This is a genomic window from Cupriavidus sp. 8B (assembly GCF_054589115.1).
Genome location: NZ_BAAILO010000506.1, coordinates 1 through 17,911 on the forward strand (window position 1 = coordinate 1; position 17,911 = coordinate 17,911).

11 protein-coding genes and 1 pseudogene are annotated in these 17,911 nt (G+C 62.9%); 6 read left to right on the forward strand and 6 right to left on the reverse strand.

Annotated features, from left to right (window positions below):
* Positions 1-306: 306 nt before the first annotated feature.
* On the reverse strand, positions 307-3,765 hold the full coding sequence (locus ACYP5B_RS45650) for a GLUG motif-containing protein (protein WP_459573978.1): 3,459 nt from the start codon (positions 3,763-3,765) through the stop codon (positions 307-309).
* Positions 3,766-5,194: 1,429 nt separating this feature from the next.
* On the opposite strand from ACYP5B_RS45650, the gene ACYP5B_RS45655 reads away from it, so the two are divergent.
* On the forward strand, positions 5,195-5,827 hold the full coding sequence (locus ACYP5B_RS45655; RefSeq protein WP_459573979.1) for a malonic semialdehyde reductase: 633 nt from the start codon (positions 5,195-5,197) through the stop codon (positions 5,825-5,827).
* Positions 5,828-6,013: 186 nt separating this feature from the next.
* Here ACYP5B_RS45655 and ACYP5B_RS45660 read toward each other — a convergent pair whose 3' ends face one another.
* Complete coding sequence (locus ACYP5B_RS45660; protein ID WP_459573980.1) at positions 6,014-6,577, reverse strand: acyloxyacyl hydrolase; 564 nt, start codon at positions 6,575-6,577, stop codon at positions 6,014-6,016.
* Positions 6,578-6,791: 214 nt separating this feature from the next.
* Between ACYP5B_RS45660 and ACYP5B_RS45665 the strand changes: the two genes are divergently transcribed.
* Positions 6,792-7,610, forward strand: coding sequence for a class I SAM-dependent methyltransferase (locus ACYP5B_RS45665; RefSeq protein ID WP_459573981.1), 819 nt, complete (start codon positions 6,792-6,794; stop codon positions 7,608-7,610).
* 380 nt (positions 7,611-7,990) lie between these two features.
* Here ACYP5B_RS45665 and acnA read toward each other — a convergent pair whose 3' ends face one another.
* The 4 genes and pseudogenes from acnA to ACYP5B_RS45685 form a co-directional block, all read right to left on the reverse strand.
* A complete protein-coding gene (gene acnA, locus ACYP5B_RS45670; protein ID WP_459573982.1) occupies positions 7,991-10,768 on the reverse strand; it encodes an aconitate hydratase AcnA in 2,778 nt (925 codons plus the stop codon).
* 19 nt (positions 10,769-10,787) lie between these two features.
* Positions 10,788-11,992 (reverse strand): annotated as a pseudogene (prpF, locus tag ACYP5B_RS45675) (2-methylaconitate cis-trans isomerase PrpF).
* Positions 11,989-13,083 (reverse strand): lactonase family protein, encoded by a 1,095-nt coding sequence (locus ACYP5B_RS45680; RefSeq protein WP_459573983.1) that lies wholly within the window; start codon positions 13,081-13,083, stop codon positions 11,989-11,991. The pseudogene prpF and the gene ACYP5B_RS45680 overlap by 4 nt, the downstream one beginning before the upstream one ends.
* 20 nt (positions 13,084-13,103) lie before the next feature.
* Complete coding sequence (locus ACYP5B_RS45685; RefSeq protein WP_459573984.1) at positions 13,104-13,283, reverse strand: hypothetical protein; 180 nt, start codon at positions 13,281-13,283, stop codon at positions 13,104-13,106.
* 109 nt (positions 13,284-13,392) lie between these two features.
* On the opposite strand from ACYP5B_RS45685, the gene ACYP5B_RS45690 reads away from it, so the two are divergent.
* The 4 genes from ACYP5B_RS45690 to ACYP5B_RS45705 all read left to right on the forward strand — a co-directional run bounded on the left by ACYP5B_RS45690 (position 13,393) and on the right by ACYP5B_RS45705 (position 17,736).
* On the forward strand, positions 13,393-14,403 hold the full coding sequence (locus tag ACYP5B_RS45690) for a Bug family tripartite tricarboxylate transporter substrate binding protein (RefSeq protein ID WP_459573985.1): 1,011 nt from the start codon (positions 13,393-13,395) through the stop codon (positions 14,401-14,403).
* 97 nt (positions 14,404-14,500) lie between these two features.
* Positions 14,501-15,400: a GntR family transcriptional regulator gene (locus ACYP5B_RS45695; protein WP_459573986.1), complete on the forward strand. Its 900-nt coding sequence runs from the start codon at positions 14,501-14,503 to the stop codon at positions 15,398-15,400.
* A gap of 206 nt (positions 15,401-15,606) precedes the next feature.
* A complete protein-coding gene (locus ACYP5B_RS45700; protein WP_459573987.1) occupies positions 15,607-16,941 on the forward strand; it encodes a CitMHS family transporter in 1,335 nt (444 codons plus the stop codon).
* 60 nt (positions 16,942-17,001) lie between these two features.
* A complete protein-coding gene (locus ACYP5B_RS45705; protein ID WP_400099544.1) occupies positions 17,002-17,736 on the forward strand; it encodes an ABC transporter substrate-binding protein in 735 nt (244 codons plus the stop codon).
* Positions 17,737-17,911: the final 175 nt, after the last annotated feature.

Below are 17,911 nucleotides of genomic sequence, written 5' to 3' on the forward strand. Positions count from 1 at the left end.
TGAGCAGCTCCATGCTGCCCCTGAGCGCCGCAGGAATCCCCTCCCTTTCCGCGCAAAGCGCGGCAGCCGAAGGCTGAGGGAGGGGAGGATGTCAAAACGCGTCGTGAGCATGGGTCGCCCCTTGGCCGTCCCGGGGGTCACCAGGTTCAGCCGCGTGCATGAACTCGATACCGCAGGTCTGGTGACGCGCCTCATGGGCCGGTTGCCCAGAATGAGCTTGTGCCGGCATAAAAAAACACCGGCCTGCCATGTTTGTGCATGGCAGGCCGGTGGCCTATGCGGTGTTCTTAACGAAGGGATTCGACGTTAGAACTGATTGCCGATCAGCCGCACCTTGGCCGCCTCTCCGGAAACGCTGTTGAGGGATTGCCGGCCTGGCCCCACGTTCATGCCGATCAGGCCGCCATAGATCTGCCCGTAAGATGGGGAGCCATCGATCTTGCCGCTGGCTGACGACAGACGAACGGAGCCGGCGTTCAGGCCGACCAGGCCACCCAGACCCGCGCCGTAACCGCCACTGACGGTACCGGAGGCCGAGGATGAGGTGATCTGGCCAGCGTTCACCCCGACCAGGCCACCCACGCGGCTGCCATCGCCACCCTTGGCATTGCCAGTGGCCGAAGCCGAATCGACCTTGCCGATCAGTTCGCCGACCAGCCCCCCCACGCGGCTACCTTCCCCGGCGGAGACATCGCCGCTGGCCGACACCGTACGCAGTGTGCCCTGGTTATGGCCCACCAGTCCGCCGACCCGGCTGTTGGTGCCCGCCACGCTCCTGCCCTCGGCCGAAACGGCCTGTAGGGTACCGCCGCTGTTATGACCCACCAGGCCACCGACGAAAGCGTTGGCGCCGCCGGTCACCGCGCCGGTGGCCGAGGCCGCGCGGACCTCGCCGCCATCGTTGCGGCCAATCAGGCCACCCAGATTGAGGCCGGTGTCGTCCCGTACCGCGCCGCTGGCCGAGGAACTGACGATGGAGCCGCTCTGGTTATGCCCGACCAAACCACCAATCGCGCGGGTCGAGGAACCATCCACACGACCATCGGCCGAGGAGCCGGTGACCGAGCCCTTTTCGTTGAAACCGACCAGGCCGCCGACTTTGCTGTTGTAGCCACCCGAAGTCGTACCCGTGACGGAAGCACTCTGGATACTGCCGTTGTTATGGCCAACCAGACCGCCGACAGATGCGTTGGCACCGCCCTTCACCGTACCGGAGGCCGAGGAGCTGGAGATACTGCCATTATTGTTCCGGCCAACCAGGCCACCGACGTTGAAGCTGATGTTGTCGGCTACCTGGCCACTGGCCGAGGCGTTGGCGATGGAGCCGTAGTTGTTCAGCCCGACCAGGCCGCCGATCGCTATCGCACCGAGGCCATTCACATCACCGCTGGCCGTGGAGTTGGTCACCGAACCAAAGTGGTTGAGGCCGACCAGCCCCCCGAGCACCGTATAGCGGCCGCCCGAAACGCTGGCTGTGGAGGAGGAGTTCTTGATGTTGCCATAGGCGGTGTTGAGACCGACCAGACCGCCGACGTTCATGGAGACACCCGAGACCGCGATGGACCCATGGCTGGACGAGTTGCTGATCTGCCCGCCGTGGTTCCTGCCGACCAGGCCGCCCGCGCCGTAGGCTGAAGGATCGTTCGACATGTAGCCTGACAGGGAGGTGTCCGCGCGGCTGTTGGTTATCTTCGCGATGCCAATATCATCGGCGACGTTCGCGCCCACCAGGCCCCCCATCGCGCGGGTGTACCGATCACCGATCACTTGACCGCTAACCGAGGCGCTGTCGATTTTGCCGCCCTGGTTCAAGCCAACGAGCCCGCCGAGGGTGTTGGCATGGGATGCGCCGGTGACGCGGACATCCTTGGCCTTGACGTTGTAGATGGTGCCCAGGTTGACACCGGCGAGCGTGCCGACCTGGGTATTGCGGTGAGTGGACGCTGCCCCGCTGACCGAGAGACGGTCGAGGTTCAGGTTGCTGATCTGTCCCAAGTTCGCATCGAACAGTCCGACAAAGGCGCTGGTACCGTAGACCGAGAGATCGCTGATGGTGTTGCCCAGGCCATCGAGGGTGCCGGTGAGGGCGTTACCATTGCCAATCGATCGGAAGCTGGCGTTATTGCCGGCGATCCTGTTGCCCAGGACATAGCGGCCAGCCATGTTGGCCTCGATCTGGCGCAATTGCGCCAGGTTCTGCACCACCTCGTAGGATTGGCCGTTGGCGCTGAAGCTGGCACCCTTGCCGGACAGCGTCACCGCCTTGCCGTCCTTGAGGAAATAGCCGTTCTTGCCGTAGTTCAATGCCAGGCTGGCCTTCTCCCCGGTGAGCGCGACATTGTCGTTCAGCTGGACGTCACCCCGTCCGGCACTCAACGCCAGGCCGGCATTGGCGCCACTGGCCTTCAGCGCGCCGTTCACGAGCAAGTCGCCGCGCTCGGCGGTCAGGCCCAGCTTGTTGCCGCTGTCCCAGGACACCGGTCCGTCAACCGACAGATTGCCTTCGCTGCTGGCCAGCTCGATATTGGTCGTGGCCAGGTTGCTCGACAGCGTATCGGTCCGCAAGGTCGGGCCGCTGCTGCCATTCGAGGCGCCTTGTCCATTCACCCCTACGTTACCGCTGATGCCTCCGTTGATGACCAGGTTGGGCGACTGAGCAACCGAGCCGGTGCCAGCCGGGCTCGCCGTCTCGGCCACGCTCACCCCCTTTGAACGAATCTTCCAGGTGCCGGTCTGTCCCCCGTCTGCGCGGGTGTCCACCTGAGTCGCGAGTTGGACCTCCACCCTGGCACCATGGCTTTCCAACACACCGCCATTGCCCTGGCCGCCCAGTGCGCTGGCATCCAGCCTGCCCGCTACCCGGACGATACCCGCATCGCCGCCGTCCAGCGTGATTCTGCCGCTCTTGCTCTGCAGGGTCCTGGCTTCGATGGTGCCCTCGTTGTTGACCACCGTCTTCAGCAGGCTGTCAGCGCCTCTGGCGGTCATCAGCACCTGCCCGCCGTCGGCCTTCAGCAGGCCGCCGTTCTGCGCCAGGGCGTCCACCGCGGCGCTGTTCACCTGCAGGTTGAGCAGGCCGTTGCCGTCGAAGTTGATGCTGAAGTCATTGCCCGCGCCGAGCGCCACGCTGCCCATCTGCGCCTGGATAACGCCATTGTTGCTGACCCGGGCACCCAGCAGCGCCACGCTGCCACCTTCGGCGGCCGTGAGCGTACCGGCGTTGCTCACGGCGGCGGTGGAACGGCCGGCGAAGCGGTAGTCGCCGTCGACGAAGTCCTTATCACTGATGTTCTGCGTCGAAGCCACCAGGCCGCCAACGTTGACCTGGGCGGTCTTGCCGAACACCACGCCATTGGGGTTGACCAGGAACACCTTGCCATTGGCGTCAATGCGACCCTGAATATCGCTACCGTTGTTGCCAATCACCCGGTTGAGGGCGATCGAGTTGCTGCCGGGCTGGCGGAACGTGACGCTTTCGGCGGCGCCCACACTGAATTCGTTCCAGTTGGTGACCAGCTTGTCGCTGCGCTGATCGATGGTCATCTGCTGGCCATTGTTCTGAATGGTCCCGCTACCCGAGACCACCGTCGAACCAGTCGGCAGGGCAAACGCCGGCGCCTGCCCTAGCAGGCCCAGCAGCGATATGCCGGCCGCGATCACCACCTTGCCACGGCCCGCCTTGCTACGGCGACGGGTGAGTTCGCTGGCGACATTCCAGCAACCCAATGCCCGGTTCCAAACCAATGCATAGCTCTTGTTCATCATAGATCCTCTTCAGTCGAAAACTCTGCTGCTCCCAGCAGATCAGGTACAACGGACGGGCAGGTTCGAGCGGACACTCTCCATATCGCGCACAAACTGCCCGGCGTTGGGTACTTGCGCCGAGGTCACCATGGAAAACAGCAACAGCACAGCCCCCAGGCGCCTATGCCATGACAGACAACCTCTGGGAGGACAGGAATGAACACCCGGGGTGCTGAACGAAAAGTCGATTAGCGACCAAGCGCGTCGATCGTCTCAATGACATTCGAATCCGTGTGGCTCACAACCGGCGTTCGTCAAGTTTCAAGTTCATAATTCCGTCGTCCCAGGACATTTTCTGGAATAACGTTCTCGAACCTCCGATATCCGGATTTCCGAATACGCGCCACTCTTCGAGAGCAAGTTAGCCGCGCACTGCCGCGCGCCAGCGTGCAAGTACGGTTATTGATTTCCAGGGAGCCCAGAGAGGCGGACTATAGCGCCGAAGCGGGAATCGGAAGGCAAGTTGGAAGAAAATATGAATTTTCCGATCATCAACAGAGAAACTTCCTAAGACAATTAGTCTTATTTACATAGGATATTTATTCACTACCGAGATAGCTTTTTTCATAACAAATTCCAAGGACGTTCCGTAGCACTCGCCAGTAAGGATAATTATTCATGCCTCCATCCCCGGCTTTGCCATTGCCCAACAATTTCCATCCGTGTCACGATCGAGCTTTACAGCCGAGAACGTTCACACTTCAGGTTGCCTTCGCTTGTCATTGAAGAGCGCTCCCGCGTCCGAGCCGGTAAGCTGGCCGATATGACGCGCATCAGCAACTGTTCGTAGAATTCGTCACCGGCACCTGTGAGGGCTTTCGCCTGCCAGCGGCCTTCCGGCGTTGATGTCTGATGTCAGTGATATGAATGGTTGCCTTGGGGTCCAGGAAGCACAACGCATTGCGCGTTGCGCAAATGCCGTTTCCATATTCAGTGAGCATCAACCCCTCGGGCCAAGTCGTTGCCGTTGGCACCCATGGCAGTGACGCGATAGGTTCCACTCAGCGTGACGCACCCTGCCATCAATCCAGCAAGGATAAGGTTGGCTGACCCATGGAGGAGTGCCGCGGTTGGCATCGATTTGCAATCGCCAAACGTCATCTCAACAGGTGATGACATCGACCGGACGGATCTGACAGGCCGGCTAGCGCCGCGGCCGCCAGCGAAGCCGGCCTCGCCCGACTCTCGACCCGATTCAAGTGGCTTTCTCGATACCCGGACTCCTGCCGGAATTGACGCAAGATGATGCGTGGCGCCAAGCCTTGCGAATTTATACAAAAACCGGCGCGGCTGGGCGTTGAGCCACCTATGCTAAACAGCAGCGTCAGTAGGAGCGCCAGTGGCCCGGCCGGGTGGCCACATGGTCCAATCCTGTTTCAAGGAGATGACAATGAGCAAGCGCTTGAGTGAGGAAGGCATGGATCTGCTGTTTCGCGATGCACGCACGCACAACGCGTGGCTGAATCAGCCGGTGACCGACGAGACCTTGCGGCAGCTCTACGACCTGATGAAATGGGGACCCACCAGTGCCAATTGTTGTCCCGCGCGTATTTTGTTCCTGAGAACCCCAGAGTCCAAAGAGCGCCTGCTGCCCGCGCTGGCACCGGGCAATGTGGAGAAGACCATGGCCGCACCGGTCACCGCCATCATTGCGTACGACGTAAAGTTCTATGAGCTTCTGCCCAAATTGTTTCCACATACGGATGCGCGTTCGTGGTTCGCCGACACACCGGAACTCGCCGGGGTTACCGCGAGGCGAAACAGTTCCCTGCAAGGCGCGTACTTCATGATCGCCGCTCGCTCGCTGGGGCTGGACTGCGGACCGATGTCCGGCTTCGACAATGCCAAGGTCGATCACGAATTCTTTCCCGCGGACGCGAAGGCGAATGCCTTCCAGCTCGAGCACTTCCCGGACAGTCACGTGAAATCGAACTTCCTGTGCAATCTGGGCTACGGCGATCCCGGCAAATTGCTTCCACGCAGCCCCCGGCTGGAATTCGACGAGGCATGCAAACTGCTCTGACGATGTCGGGCATGGCAGGCCGTTGAGTGCCGCGCGAAATGGTGCTGGGTCTTGCGTTGCATAGTCATCGCCCTGGGGAGGATTACGGGAGTGACAGCCCTTGCCCTGTGACGGCCTACGATGTGCGACTGTTGCAGTTCGGCGCTCCCTGGGCCTTCAGCAGGCCGAGCCCGAACGCTGGCTTAGTCAAAACTGCGCCGAGTACTGCAGGAGGAGGAAGTTGATGCCGGGGTTGGGCCTCTTGATTCGGCCGTTGGAGAAATGCTGCAGGCGGAGCGCAAGTTCGGATCTCACGACATCATCGAAGTGATAGCCGATGGCGATGCGATCGCCGAACTGGAACGCGGAGGAGAAGACGGCCGAATCCGAGATACGCGTGCGCGAAAGCAGGTGGGCGCCGATGCCAAAGTCCGCGAAGAGTGCCGCGGGGCCGGCACCCTGCAGGCGAAAGACGGGGGTCAATCCGATGTCACCCATCGCGCCGCTGCTGCCGCCATGCGGATCCCAGGCGCCGGCGGAGGCCTCCAGTCCCAAGCGCAGTCTGACCGACCGTGTCGCGGAGGACCAGAGATCTTGCCGCAGGTCCCAGCGGGCCTCAATGCGGGCGAGGGTGGATTCAGGAGCTACGCCAAGAGAGACGCCAACGCGGGCGGGCTCGAACCAGCCTGTGTCGGAGATGGGCAGCTCCCCCTGGGCGAAGGCACAGACGCAGTAGATGCCGAGGAAGCCGGCAAAACGGGAGCCGCGCATAGTGAGGTCCTCTTTTTTTTTTAACAGGAGCGGTCTCAGCCAACGATCGGCGCTTTGAGGGAGTTATCCTGCTCAGCCGGTTCGGCAGGTATCGTCAATGATACAGCCTGCCAATCCACGCTGACCAGGATCGTCGGCGGCCCCTCGGGCACCGCTATGATGAATCCTACCAGCATCCCGGTCCGGCGGACTCCCCAGATGGAGGTTGCATTCGATGGACGCGCATAGGACTGACAAGGTCTTCGCCGGCTCAATTCCGGAACTCTATGACACGTACCTGGTGCCGTTGATCTTCGAGTCGTATGCGGCCGACCTCGCCGGCCGGGTGGCGTCGTGGCATCCGAAGAAGGTGCTCGAGATCGCGGCCGGCACGGGCGTGGTGACACGGGCGCTGGCGAGTGCATTGCCCCGCAGCACCGCCATCGTGGCGACGGACCTGAACCAGCCGATGCTCGATCGCGCTCAGGCCGTCGCTGGATCCCGACCGGTGGAGTGGCGTCAAGCAGATGCAATGCAATTGCCGTTCGAAGACGGCCAGTTTGACTTGGTTGTGTGCCAGTTTGGCGTCATGTTCTTTCCCGAAAAACCAAGGGCATTCGCCGAGGCCCGTCGCGTACTGGCGCCAGGCGGCATGTACCTCTTCAACGTTTGGGATCGGATCGAGGAAAACGAGTTCGCGCACGTCGTCACGAACGCCCTGGCTGGCCTCTTTCCCGCAGCTCCCCCAGCGTTCCTGGCCCGAACGCCACATGGGTACCACGAACGGCTGAGTATCGAGCAGGACCTGCGGCTCGGTGGCTTCATTACGGAAGCCAAGTTCGAGACCGTCGCCTCACGAAGTCACGCAGCCTCTGGCCGCATCCCGGCGATCGCTTACTGCCAGGGAACGCCCTTGCGCAATGAGATCGAAGCAGTTGGCCCCAATGCATTGTCAAGCGCCACAGACGTATGCACTGCCGCGATGACCGAGAAGTTCGGACCTGGTCCCATCAACGGAAAGATCCAAGCACACATCGTGATGATCGCGGCTTGAAGTGCCGCCCGATTCCTGCTTCCGGCAACTCCGCTCGCCGATTGAAGTAGCCGCCTTTGGATTGGACTGCGCGCGCTGACCCGGCAAACGACCATGGATAGGGTTACCGACGCATTGGTCGCCCACCTCTATCTGGATGACCGGTAGCCACCCCTCACCGGCCGTTCGGCCAGCGCAGGCTGGATGGCAGCTCATCGGTGAAGCGGACATATCTGTGTCGCCATTGCTGCTGTGCCGACCTGCCACCCTTGGCTCCCATCATTTCCCGGATCGATATCTGTTGCTTTTGCTTTGCGCGTAGCAGCTCTTGCGCGTCGCTGCGCGACGGGAGTCTCAAAACGAAGGGAGCTGATGAAGAGGGAGGCACGCCTCCCTCTTCATCAGCCTAAAGTCGCGCCCTGGGTGGCGCTGGGCACTTCACTGCCCTGCATGGCATCCGGCAGTTCGTGCTGCAGCCCGCCGATCTCAAGATGGATACGCCTGGCCGAATGAGATACGTGGTCCTCAGATTTGCCCGCCACGTACTCGCGCCAGACCAGCGGAAGGATGCCACCGTGACGCCAGTATTCGACGTCCTCGCCGGTATCGAGCCTGATCGTCAGGGGCACTGTGTTCGTCGTGCCGTCGACACGGCGGACAATCGCCTCAATGCGGCCCGAGACATCGAGGCGGTCCGCCAGAGAGAGGATGTCAATCGTTTCGCTGCCGTCGAGTCCGAGCGATTCGGCTGTCGTGCCCGCATCGAATTGCAGCGGAAGAACGCCCATGCCGACAAGGTTGGTCCGGTGGATGCGCTCGAAGCTCTCGGCGATCACCGCCTTCACGCCGAGCAATGCGACGCCCTTGGCCGCCCAGTCGCGCGACGAGCCGCAGCCGTAGTTCTTGCCGGCGATGATGGCGAGCGACACGTTGCGTTGCAGGTAAGTCTCGGCGGCTTCGAAGATGCGCATCTGCGTGCCCTCCGGCATCAGCTTGGTCACCCCGCCTTCGACACCGGGCACGATGCGGTTGCGCAGCCGGATATTGGCGAATGTTGCCCGCACCGCGACGTCGTGGTTTCCGCGGCGCGTCGTGTAGTTGTTGAAGTCACGTTTCTCGATGCCCTTCGCAAGCAGGAAGTCGGCGGCCGGTGTGCCGAGGCTGATCGCGCCGGAGGGCGAGATGTGGTCGGTGGTCACCGAGTCGCCGAGGATGACCAGCGGCCGCATGCCCGTGATGTCCTGGACGGGCGCGGCTTCGCGCAACAGGTTTTCGAAGTACGGCGGCCGGCGTACGTAGGTGCTGGCGTCCTGCCATGCAAAGCGCTCGCTGCGTTCACCAGCCAGCGCATCCCAGGCCTCGCCGCCGTCAAACAGGTCGGCATAGTTGTCGCGGAATATCATCGGCTCATACGCGGCTTCTACGGCTTGGGCGATTTCCAGCGCCGACGGCCATATGTCACGGAGGTAGACCGGCTCGCCGCTGGCGCCAACACCGATTGGTTCGCGGGTGACGTCGACCGTCAAGGAGCCCGTGAGTGCGTAGACGACCACGAGTGCAGGTGAACCGAGGTAGGCAGCGCGAACGTTGGGATGAATACGCCCTTCGAAGTTGCGGTTTCCTGAAAGCACAGCGGTGCCCACGAGATTTTCCCGCTCGATGGCTTCGACCAGCGGCTCGGGCAATGGTCCAGATCCACCGTTGCACGTCGTGCAGCCGAAGCCGGCGACGTGAAAGCCCAGCGTATCGAGTGCATTCTGGAGGCCTGCCTTTTCCAGTACCGCCGCGGTGACGTGACTGCCGGGCACGAGCGACGTCTTTACCCAGGGTTGTGTCCTCAGGCCCAGCGCGACGGCCTTCTTTGCAACCAGGCCGGCGGCCATCATATTGACGGCGTTGGCCGTATTGGTGCAACTTGTGATCGCGGCAATCAGCACTGCACCATCGCGCAAGGCGAAATTCTCGCCTTTGACCGGCACCGCGCGGTTCGAATCCAGCGGCCGACCGGCGATCTCTTGATGGTGTTGGAGGAATGCACTTGGAACCGTCTCGAGATCGAGCCTGTCCTCAGGATTCCGGGGCCCAGCGAGGCAGGGCCTTATCTCGTCAAGGTCGAGCGTCACCACGGTGTCGAATCGCGGCGAGGGGGTGTCCGCGCTGCGCCAGAGCTTCTGCGCCTTGGCGAAGGCTTCCACCAGTTGAAGCTGGTCTTCCTCGCGACCCGTCATGCGCAGGTAATCCATCGTGCGCTCGTCGATCGGAAAGTACACCGCAGTCGCGCCGTACTCCGGCGCCATGTTCGCGATCATTCCGCGGTCGCCCAAGGACAGCGCGCCGAGGCCATTGCCGCAGAACTCGACGAACTTGCCGACCACGCCCATCCTGCGCATACGCTGTGTGATAGCCAGGACGAGGTCGGTCGGCAGCACACCTTCGCGAAGCTCGCCCTTGACCTCGATGCCGACGACTTCCGGCAATGCGAGAGCGATTGGCTTGCCGACCATCACGGCTTCAGCCTCGATGCCGCCGACTCCCCAACCCAGCACGCCCAGGCCGTTGATCATGGGGGTGTGGCTGTCAGTACCCACGCAGGTATCGGGGATCGCGAGTTCGCCGTCGGCAGTCTTCTCCGTCCACACCACCTTGCCGATGTACTCGAGGTGGATCTGGTGCATGATGCCCTTGCCGGGTGGCACGATCCGCACGCCTTCGAAGCTGCTGCTGCACCAGCGCAGGAAGGCAAAGCGTTCGCCATTGCGCTCGTATTCGCGTTCGAGGTTGATGCGTCGCGCCTCCGGTGTGGCCCAACTGTCGACTTGCAACGAGTGGTCGATGATCACGTCGACCGGGACCTTGGGGCTGACTTGCGACGGGTCGCCGCCGGCTTCCGCCACGGCGTCACGCATGCCGGCCATGTCTACCAGCATCACCTGGCCGAGGATGTCCTGACCATAGACACGCACCGGGTAAAAGCTCAGGCCACTGCCAATGCGCCGCGCGAGCAGTGCGTCGATCTCGGCTTGCGTGTCGACACCGCGGCTGGCCTGTCGCAGGAGGTTCTCCAGCAGGATCCGCAGCGAGAACGGCAATTGGTCCACGCCCGGTACGTCGGCGATCGAGACATAGCGCACCGAACGGTTCAAAAGAGGAAGCTGCTTGATTTCAGGTTCGAGTTTCATTTGTTTCCTTCGTTGCATATTAGACGCGTGCCGATCGATCGTCCGAGGGAGCTGAAAGCGTCGGCAGCGTCGGCACCCTCACGAAACCTTCCATCAGCCGCCGCGCTGTCCGGCTCATGATGGCCTTCTTGACCACCCATTCACCGTTCTCCTGTTGCGCCTCACCGACAGCTTGCCGGACGGATGACCGAAGCGTATGGCCGCGCGCGACTCGCCGCCGAGCACGCGACTCACCAGCGTTCCGGGGCTCGCGGCAGCCACAGCAATTCCCACCGCGCCGGTGCCGGTCATGGCGTGATGCAGCGCGCCCATCGAGAAGATGCGTGCCACCAGGTCGATCTGGTCGGCAGCTACATGTTTGCCGTTAGAGGCGGTATACGACGCCGGGGGCGAGAAGAACGCCAGCTTAGGCGTGTGGGGGCGGTTGCGCGTGACTTCCTCTGCGGACGTGCCAAGGCCCATCGCCACGGCGGCGTGGGCGCGGATGGCTTCGGCCTTGCGCAACACCTCAGCATTGGCATTGATATCGCGTTGCAGTTCGGTACCGCGCAGTCCCAGCGTTTCCGCATCGACGAAGATGGCGGGATTGCCGGCATTGATCAGCGTCGCTTCGACGCGGCCGACGCCGGGCACGTCCAGCGCGTCCAGCTTGTTGCCGGTTGGGAACATGGCACCGCCTTCGTCGTCGTCCTCGCCGCCCGGATCGAGGAATTCGAGCCGGACTTCAGCAGCGGGAAAGGCCACGCCGTCCAGTTCGAAGCCGCCCGTCTCCATGACTTCGCCGTCGCGCATCTGCACGTGGGCTATGATGCGTTTTTGAATGTTGGCCTGCCAGATGCGCACGGTTGCCCAGCCATCGCGCGGCGCCTGCACCAGGCCTTCGCTGATGGCGAACGGTCCCACCCCGGCGGTCAGGTTGCCGCAGTTGCCGGTCCAGTCGACGACCGGCGCATCGATCGAGACCGCGCCGAACAGGTAGTCGACATCGCAGTCGGGCCGAGCCGAACGCGAGATCACCACCACCTTGCTGGTGCTGGAGGTGGCGCCGCCCATGCCGTCGATCTGCTTGCCATAGGGATCAGGGCTGCCGGTGACGCGCAGCAGCAGCTTGTCGCGGCTTGCAGGGTCCTGCGGCAGGTGTTCGGCGTGGAAGAAGACGCCCTTGCTGGTGCCGCCGCGCATGTAGACGGCGGGGATGCGCAATTGCGCGTTGGATTGGGTCATTGGCTGTTGCTCCGGTAATCGGTTTGGTAGAAGGCCACGCAGGTCGGGCTGCCGGTGCGCGCGGCCGTGATGGGCGGGCCTGACAATTGCCACTTGCCGTCTGCGTCATGAAGTGGAAATGCCTGGATGGTGTCGCTTGTCTCGTTGGCCACAATGAGCTGGCGGGCCGGCGCGACCAGGGTAATGAAACGAGGCGTCTGGCCCCCAGCAGAAATCCAGTGCCTGCCTGCCGGCAGTCCGGTGTCGCGATCCAGCGCGATGCACGTGACGCTGTCGTGGCCGCGGTTGCTGATGAACAGGGTCGTGCTGCGTGGTTCCAGCGCGATGCCCGCCGCGCGGCTGTTACCTGTGAACGATTCAGGTAGCAGGGCGACGAGGTGCTGGGGCGAGAGACGTTGGTCCGGCGTCAATGCATAGGTGGTCAGCGTCGAGTCCAGTTCGTTGGCCACATACAGCGACGAACCGTCAGGATGCAGCACTGCATGCCGCGGGCCGGAGCTCTCGCGCGCGGCGACGTGCCACAGTGTTTGCTGTTGCCAGCATCCGGCCGCGCTGTCGAAGTCGGCCATCCACACGCGGTCGGCGCCCTTGTCGGGAAACACGAAGCGATTCGTGCCCGGCAGCCGCAGCACCTGGTGGGGATGCGAGCCTTGCTGCTCGACGCGATGGGGCCCCGGCTGTCCCGGCAGTGCCAGCACGCTGTCAGGCGCGGCCAAGGCGCCATCACCGACCACGGGGAGTGCCGCCACGGTCCCGGTCGCATAGTTGGCGACGACCAGGTGGTCGCCATCCTTCGTCATGCACAGGTGGACCGGGTTACGGCCGCCGGTGGGCTGCAGACCCATCAATGCCAACCGGCCGTTGGCCGGGTGGATGCGAAAGGCGCTGACCTCGCTGCCATCCCCGTGAACGGCGTACAGAACGCCGCGGCGCGCATCGACAATCAGATAGGACGGGTTCTCCAGTCCATCGACTGATTGCACCGGCCGCCAGCTCTCCCTGGGTGAACCCATCAGGTAGACCTCGATGCCCTGCCCCCGGGCCGCGCGCTGCCGCGTGGTGCGGCAGCCGATGTAGGCAAAAGTTTGCATGGTCGCTGCGTCTCGTGTTTTCAAGCCGCTAGCAGGAATTCGTAGCAGATGCACCGCATCGGCCCGTCGGCCTGGAAGGCTTGCGCGGGATCAATGCGGCAGGTCTGGGCGAACATGCGGGCGCTGCCGACGACGCCCGGCACGGATCGATAGGCGGCGCCATTGCGGGGCACGCGGCGGTGGGTTTTCGGGGTAGTCATGTGGGCGTCTCCGGGGGTGTGGCCAAATTGTCTTGCGCTCGGCCTAAGTGCATTTTATGATTACAAAAAGCAAAACGCAAACGCAAAAGAGAATTGGAGACACAAGTCGATGAACACCTCGCCGCATCCCCAGATTGACTCGCGCCGCCGTGCGCTGTTGCAGGCTCTTGTCGCGACGCCATGTGCTGCCGCGCTGGGCGGAATTCGCCCGGCACTCGCCCAAGCGGCGTTCCCCACCAAACCGATCACTTTTATCGTCCCGCAGGCCGCCGGCGGAGGCGCAGACCTGCTGTGCCGCACGGTGCAGGGCAAGGCGCAGGAGGTGCTGGGGCAGTCGCTGATCATCGACAACCGTCCGGGCGCTGCGGGCAATATCGGTACGGTGCTCGGCGCCCGTGCGGCCCCGGACGGCTACACGATGACGTTCGTGAATCTGTCCACCATGGCGCTGAATCCGCATCTGTACGCGCGCCCCGGCTACGCCGTGAGCGACTTTGAGCCGCTAGCGTGGATGGCTTCGGTGGCCAACATCCTGGTGGTCAACGCGAACGTGCCAGCGAAATCCCTGAAGGCGTTCATCGCCTTGGCCAAATCTCGGCCGGGCAAGCTGACATACAGTTCCGCCGGCAACGGCAGCGGCAACCACCTTGGCGGCGAGATGCTGAAGTCCATGGCCGGCATCGACCTTGTCCATGTACCCTACAAGAGCGGCGGACCTGCCGTGGTGGCCGTCTTGGGCGGGGAGGTGGATGCCTGCATCGCCGATCCATTGGCGGCGCTGCCGCATATCCGCAGCGGCAAGCTGCGCGCGCTGGCTGTCACCAGCGCCAAGCGGGGCACGGCATTGCCGGACGTGCCGGCCATGGGAGAAGTCGTTCCGGGATATGAAGCCACGTCGTGGGCGGGCGCGATGGTGCCGAAGGGAACGCCCGCCGCCGTGCGGCAGAAGCTCAGCGATGCGTTGCTTGCCGGCCTCAAGGAGCCGGCAAGCGCGGATAAGCTGCGCAGCCAACTCTACGAGCCCGTGGCCGGTGACGCCAAGGCGTTCGCGGCACTGATTCAGCGCGAGAACGACAAATGGTCCAGGCTGATCAGGCAACTGGGGATGCAGATTGATTGAGTTCCGCCCAGGGGTGTGCGTTGCTGCTCCCGTAGCGGCACCGAGATGGGATAATCCGGGCTTGCGGGCCACGCCGCCCGACGACCCCGGTCTTGCCATGAACCTATCCCAGCTCCAATCCCGTGTTGTCCGTGAAATCGTTGCCCTTGCGCGCGTGGACGGCTTGCGCGCCGGCGACCATCTCGCTGAAAGCGTGCTGGCCGAACGTATCGGGGTGTCGCGCTCGCCGGTCAATGTGGCCCTGCGCTACCTGGTGGAGATCGGTGCGGTGGTGTACGACCACAACCGCGGCTATTTCCTGCGCAACGATGCCGCCGCGCTGTCGAGCATCGCGGAGCAGTTCTCACAGGAGCCGGATGACCCGCTCTACCTGAAGATCGCGGAAGACCGACTGAGCGGCGCGCTTCCTGACCTGGTCAACGAGGCGGACCTGATGCGCCAGTACAAGACCGCGCGCAGCGCCTTGCGCAATGTGCTGTCGCGCATCCAGGAAGAGGGCTGGGTGGAGCGCCGCATCGGCCACGGCTGGTGCTTCCTGCCCATGATCGACTCGGCGCAGGCCTATGAGGAAAGCTACTTGTACCGTAGCGCGCTGGAACCGACCGGCCTTCTGAGCCCCTGGTTCAAGGCGGATCCGGCTGAGCTGGCCGGGCTGCGCAGGCAGCAGCGGGCGATTGCCGAAGGCGGCTTCGAGTCCATGACGCCGATCGAACTGTTCGAGTCGAACAGCCGCTTCCACGAAACGCTGGCCAAATGGTCGGGCAATCGCTTCGTGGCCCAATCAGTCAAGCGCATGGATTCCTTGCGCCGCCTGGTTGAATACAGCCAGGCCAAGGACCGCAAGCCGCGCCAGGTGCAGGCCAAGGAACACCTGGCCATCCTGGATGCGATTGCCGAGCAGGACATGCTCAAGGCGGCTTCGCTGATGCGAGAGCATCTGGAAGGTGCCCGGCGTGGCAAGGTTCACGGCAACACGATTTTCAAGAGCGCAGCCTGAATCGGCGGTACCCGTCGTGGTGCGGTGGGTTTTTTTGCCCACAAGTGCATTTATAGATAACAAAACGCAGTTAGAGGATGCCAGAAGGAGATAGCCGGCAGGACGGCGCTTGTGCAGCGCGGGCCCTGCTACGCCTGTCGCCAGTCAGCGTCTTTCGACTGCCGTCCTGGCTTTGCCGCCGGGGCGCCTCGCGAGGAACCATCCCCATGATGCTGACGTTGCTGGGCTTCGGCATGATTCTGACCTTCATGGTCCTGATCATGACCAAGCGTCTTTCTCCGCTGATCGCGCTGATCATCGTGCCGATCACCTTTGCCGTGGCTGCGGGCTTCGCGCCCAAGCTGGGGCCGATGATGCTGAGCGGCATCAAGTCCATCGCGCCCACCGGTGTGCTGTTGATGTTCGCGATCCTCTATTTCGGCATCATGATCGACGCCGGACTGTTCGATCCGCTGATCCGAGTGCTGCTCAAGGTGATGAGGGGCGATCCCTTGCGCGTGGTGGTGGGCACGGCGGTGCTGGCCCTGATCGTCTCCCTGGATGGCGACGGTTCCACCACCTACATGATCACGGTATCGGCGTTGCTGCCACTCTACCTCCGGCTCGGCATGCGGCCCTTAGTGATGGTGTGCGTGATCTTCATTGCCAACGGCGTAATGAACATCACACCCTGGGGTGGCCCGACATCGCGCGTTGCGGCGGCGCTGCATCTCGATGCTGGCGCGATCTTCGTGCCCATGCTGCCCATCATCGTTGCAGGAGCGTGCACGGTACTGGCCATCGCCTGGCTTCTTGGTCGCGGTGAACGGCGCCGGCTCGGCAAGCTGGCCTTGGTGCCCAAACACTTGCGCACCGAGGTCGCACCATGTCTGGACCAGGATGGCCAGTTGCCGAGCATTCAGCCGGCCGACGACACCAAGCGGCCGCGGCTGATCTGGATCAACGCCACGCTGACCTTCGTGCTGATGGCGACACTGGTAGCCGACATCGTTCCAATCCCGGTACTGTTCATGGTGGCCGCGGCGCTGGCCCTTCTGATCAACTATCCTCGCCTGTCGGACCAGCGCCAGCGCATCGCCGCACATGCGGAGAACATCCTCGCTGTAGTGTCGATCATCTTCGCTGCGGGCATCTTCACGGGCATCCTTTCCGGTACCGGCATGATCCAGTCCATGTCGCACGCCGTGCTTGCCATGCTGCCGCCATCGTTCGGGCCCTACCTCGCGCCCATCACGGCTCTCCTTAGCTTGCCCTTCACCTTCTTCCTCTCCAATGACGCGTTTTACTACGGCGTGGTCCCCATCATTGCGCAGGTGGCAGGCACCTATGGCATTACTCCGCTTGAGATCGCGCGCGCGTCCCTGATCGGTCAGCCGGTCCATTTGCTCAGCCCGCTAGTGCCTTCTACCTACCTGCTTGTGGGATTGGCCAGCGTCGATTTCGGCGATCATCAGCGCTTTGCTTTTAGGTGGACACTGCTGGTCTGCGCGTTGATGTTTGCGGCAGGGCTGTCCTTCGTCATCTTTCCCTTTGCACGCTAAGGTGGCGGCATCACGCTCCAACGGCAAGGCCACTCCCTTTGTTTCCAGGAATTGCAGACTATGCAAGTCACCGAAGCCCTGCAGCGCGCCTTCGCCCCGACCGGCAGGCTGCGTGCGTCGATCAACCTCGGCAATCCCATCCTTGCCATGCGCGATCCCGGCGGCGGCGCTCCGACCGGCGTCTCCGTGGACCTGGCCACGGAGCTCGCGCAGCGGCTCGGGCTGCCGCTTGAACTAGTGGTGTTCGATGCGGCCGGCAAGTCGGTAGAGGCGGTCCGCTCGGAAAAGGCCGACTTCGGCTTCTTTGCCATCGACCTGCTGCGCGGGCAAGGGATCCATTTCTCGATGCCTTATGTGCTGATCGAAGGCAGTTACCTGGTGCGTGAGGATTCAATGCTCATGGAGAACGGCCAGGTCGACCAGGCAGGGCATCGCGTGGTGGTTGGCAAAGGGAGTGCCTATGATCTGTTCCTGACTCGCGAACTGCAGCACGCGGCGATCGTCCGCGCGCCGACCTCGCCCGCGGTCGTGGACCTCTTTGTTGCGGAAGGGGCGCAGGTGGCTGCGGGCGTAAGGCAGCAACTCGAGGCGGATGCGGGACGCCTGGCCGGCCTGCGCTTGCTGCCTGGACGGTTCATGGTCATCCGGCAGGCAATAGGACTACCTGATCGTGGAGGTCCGATCGCATTTGAATATCTCGCAGCCTTCGTCAAGGACATGATCGGTAGCGGATTCGTCGGCGCGGCACTTGCCCGGCACGGCATCCTTGGGGCTGCAGTGGCAGCAATTCAATGAAAAGTAGCTACGCACGGGGCATTCGTCAGTTCAACTGCATGCATAAGTTAAATTTCTCTCGGTTGTGAGCCGCTACGATATGTCCCTTCCGCACGGCTTCAGCGTGGGTTTCTCGAAGCGCTTCTAAGGTGCCGCTTTTCGGGCGATGAGCTGGCTTTTCATTCGCGCAACCGCA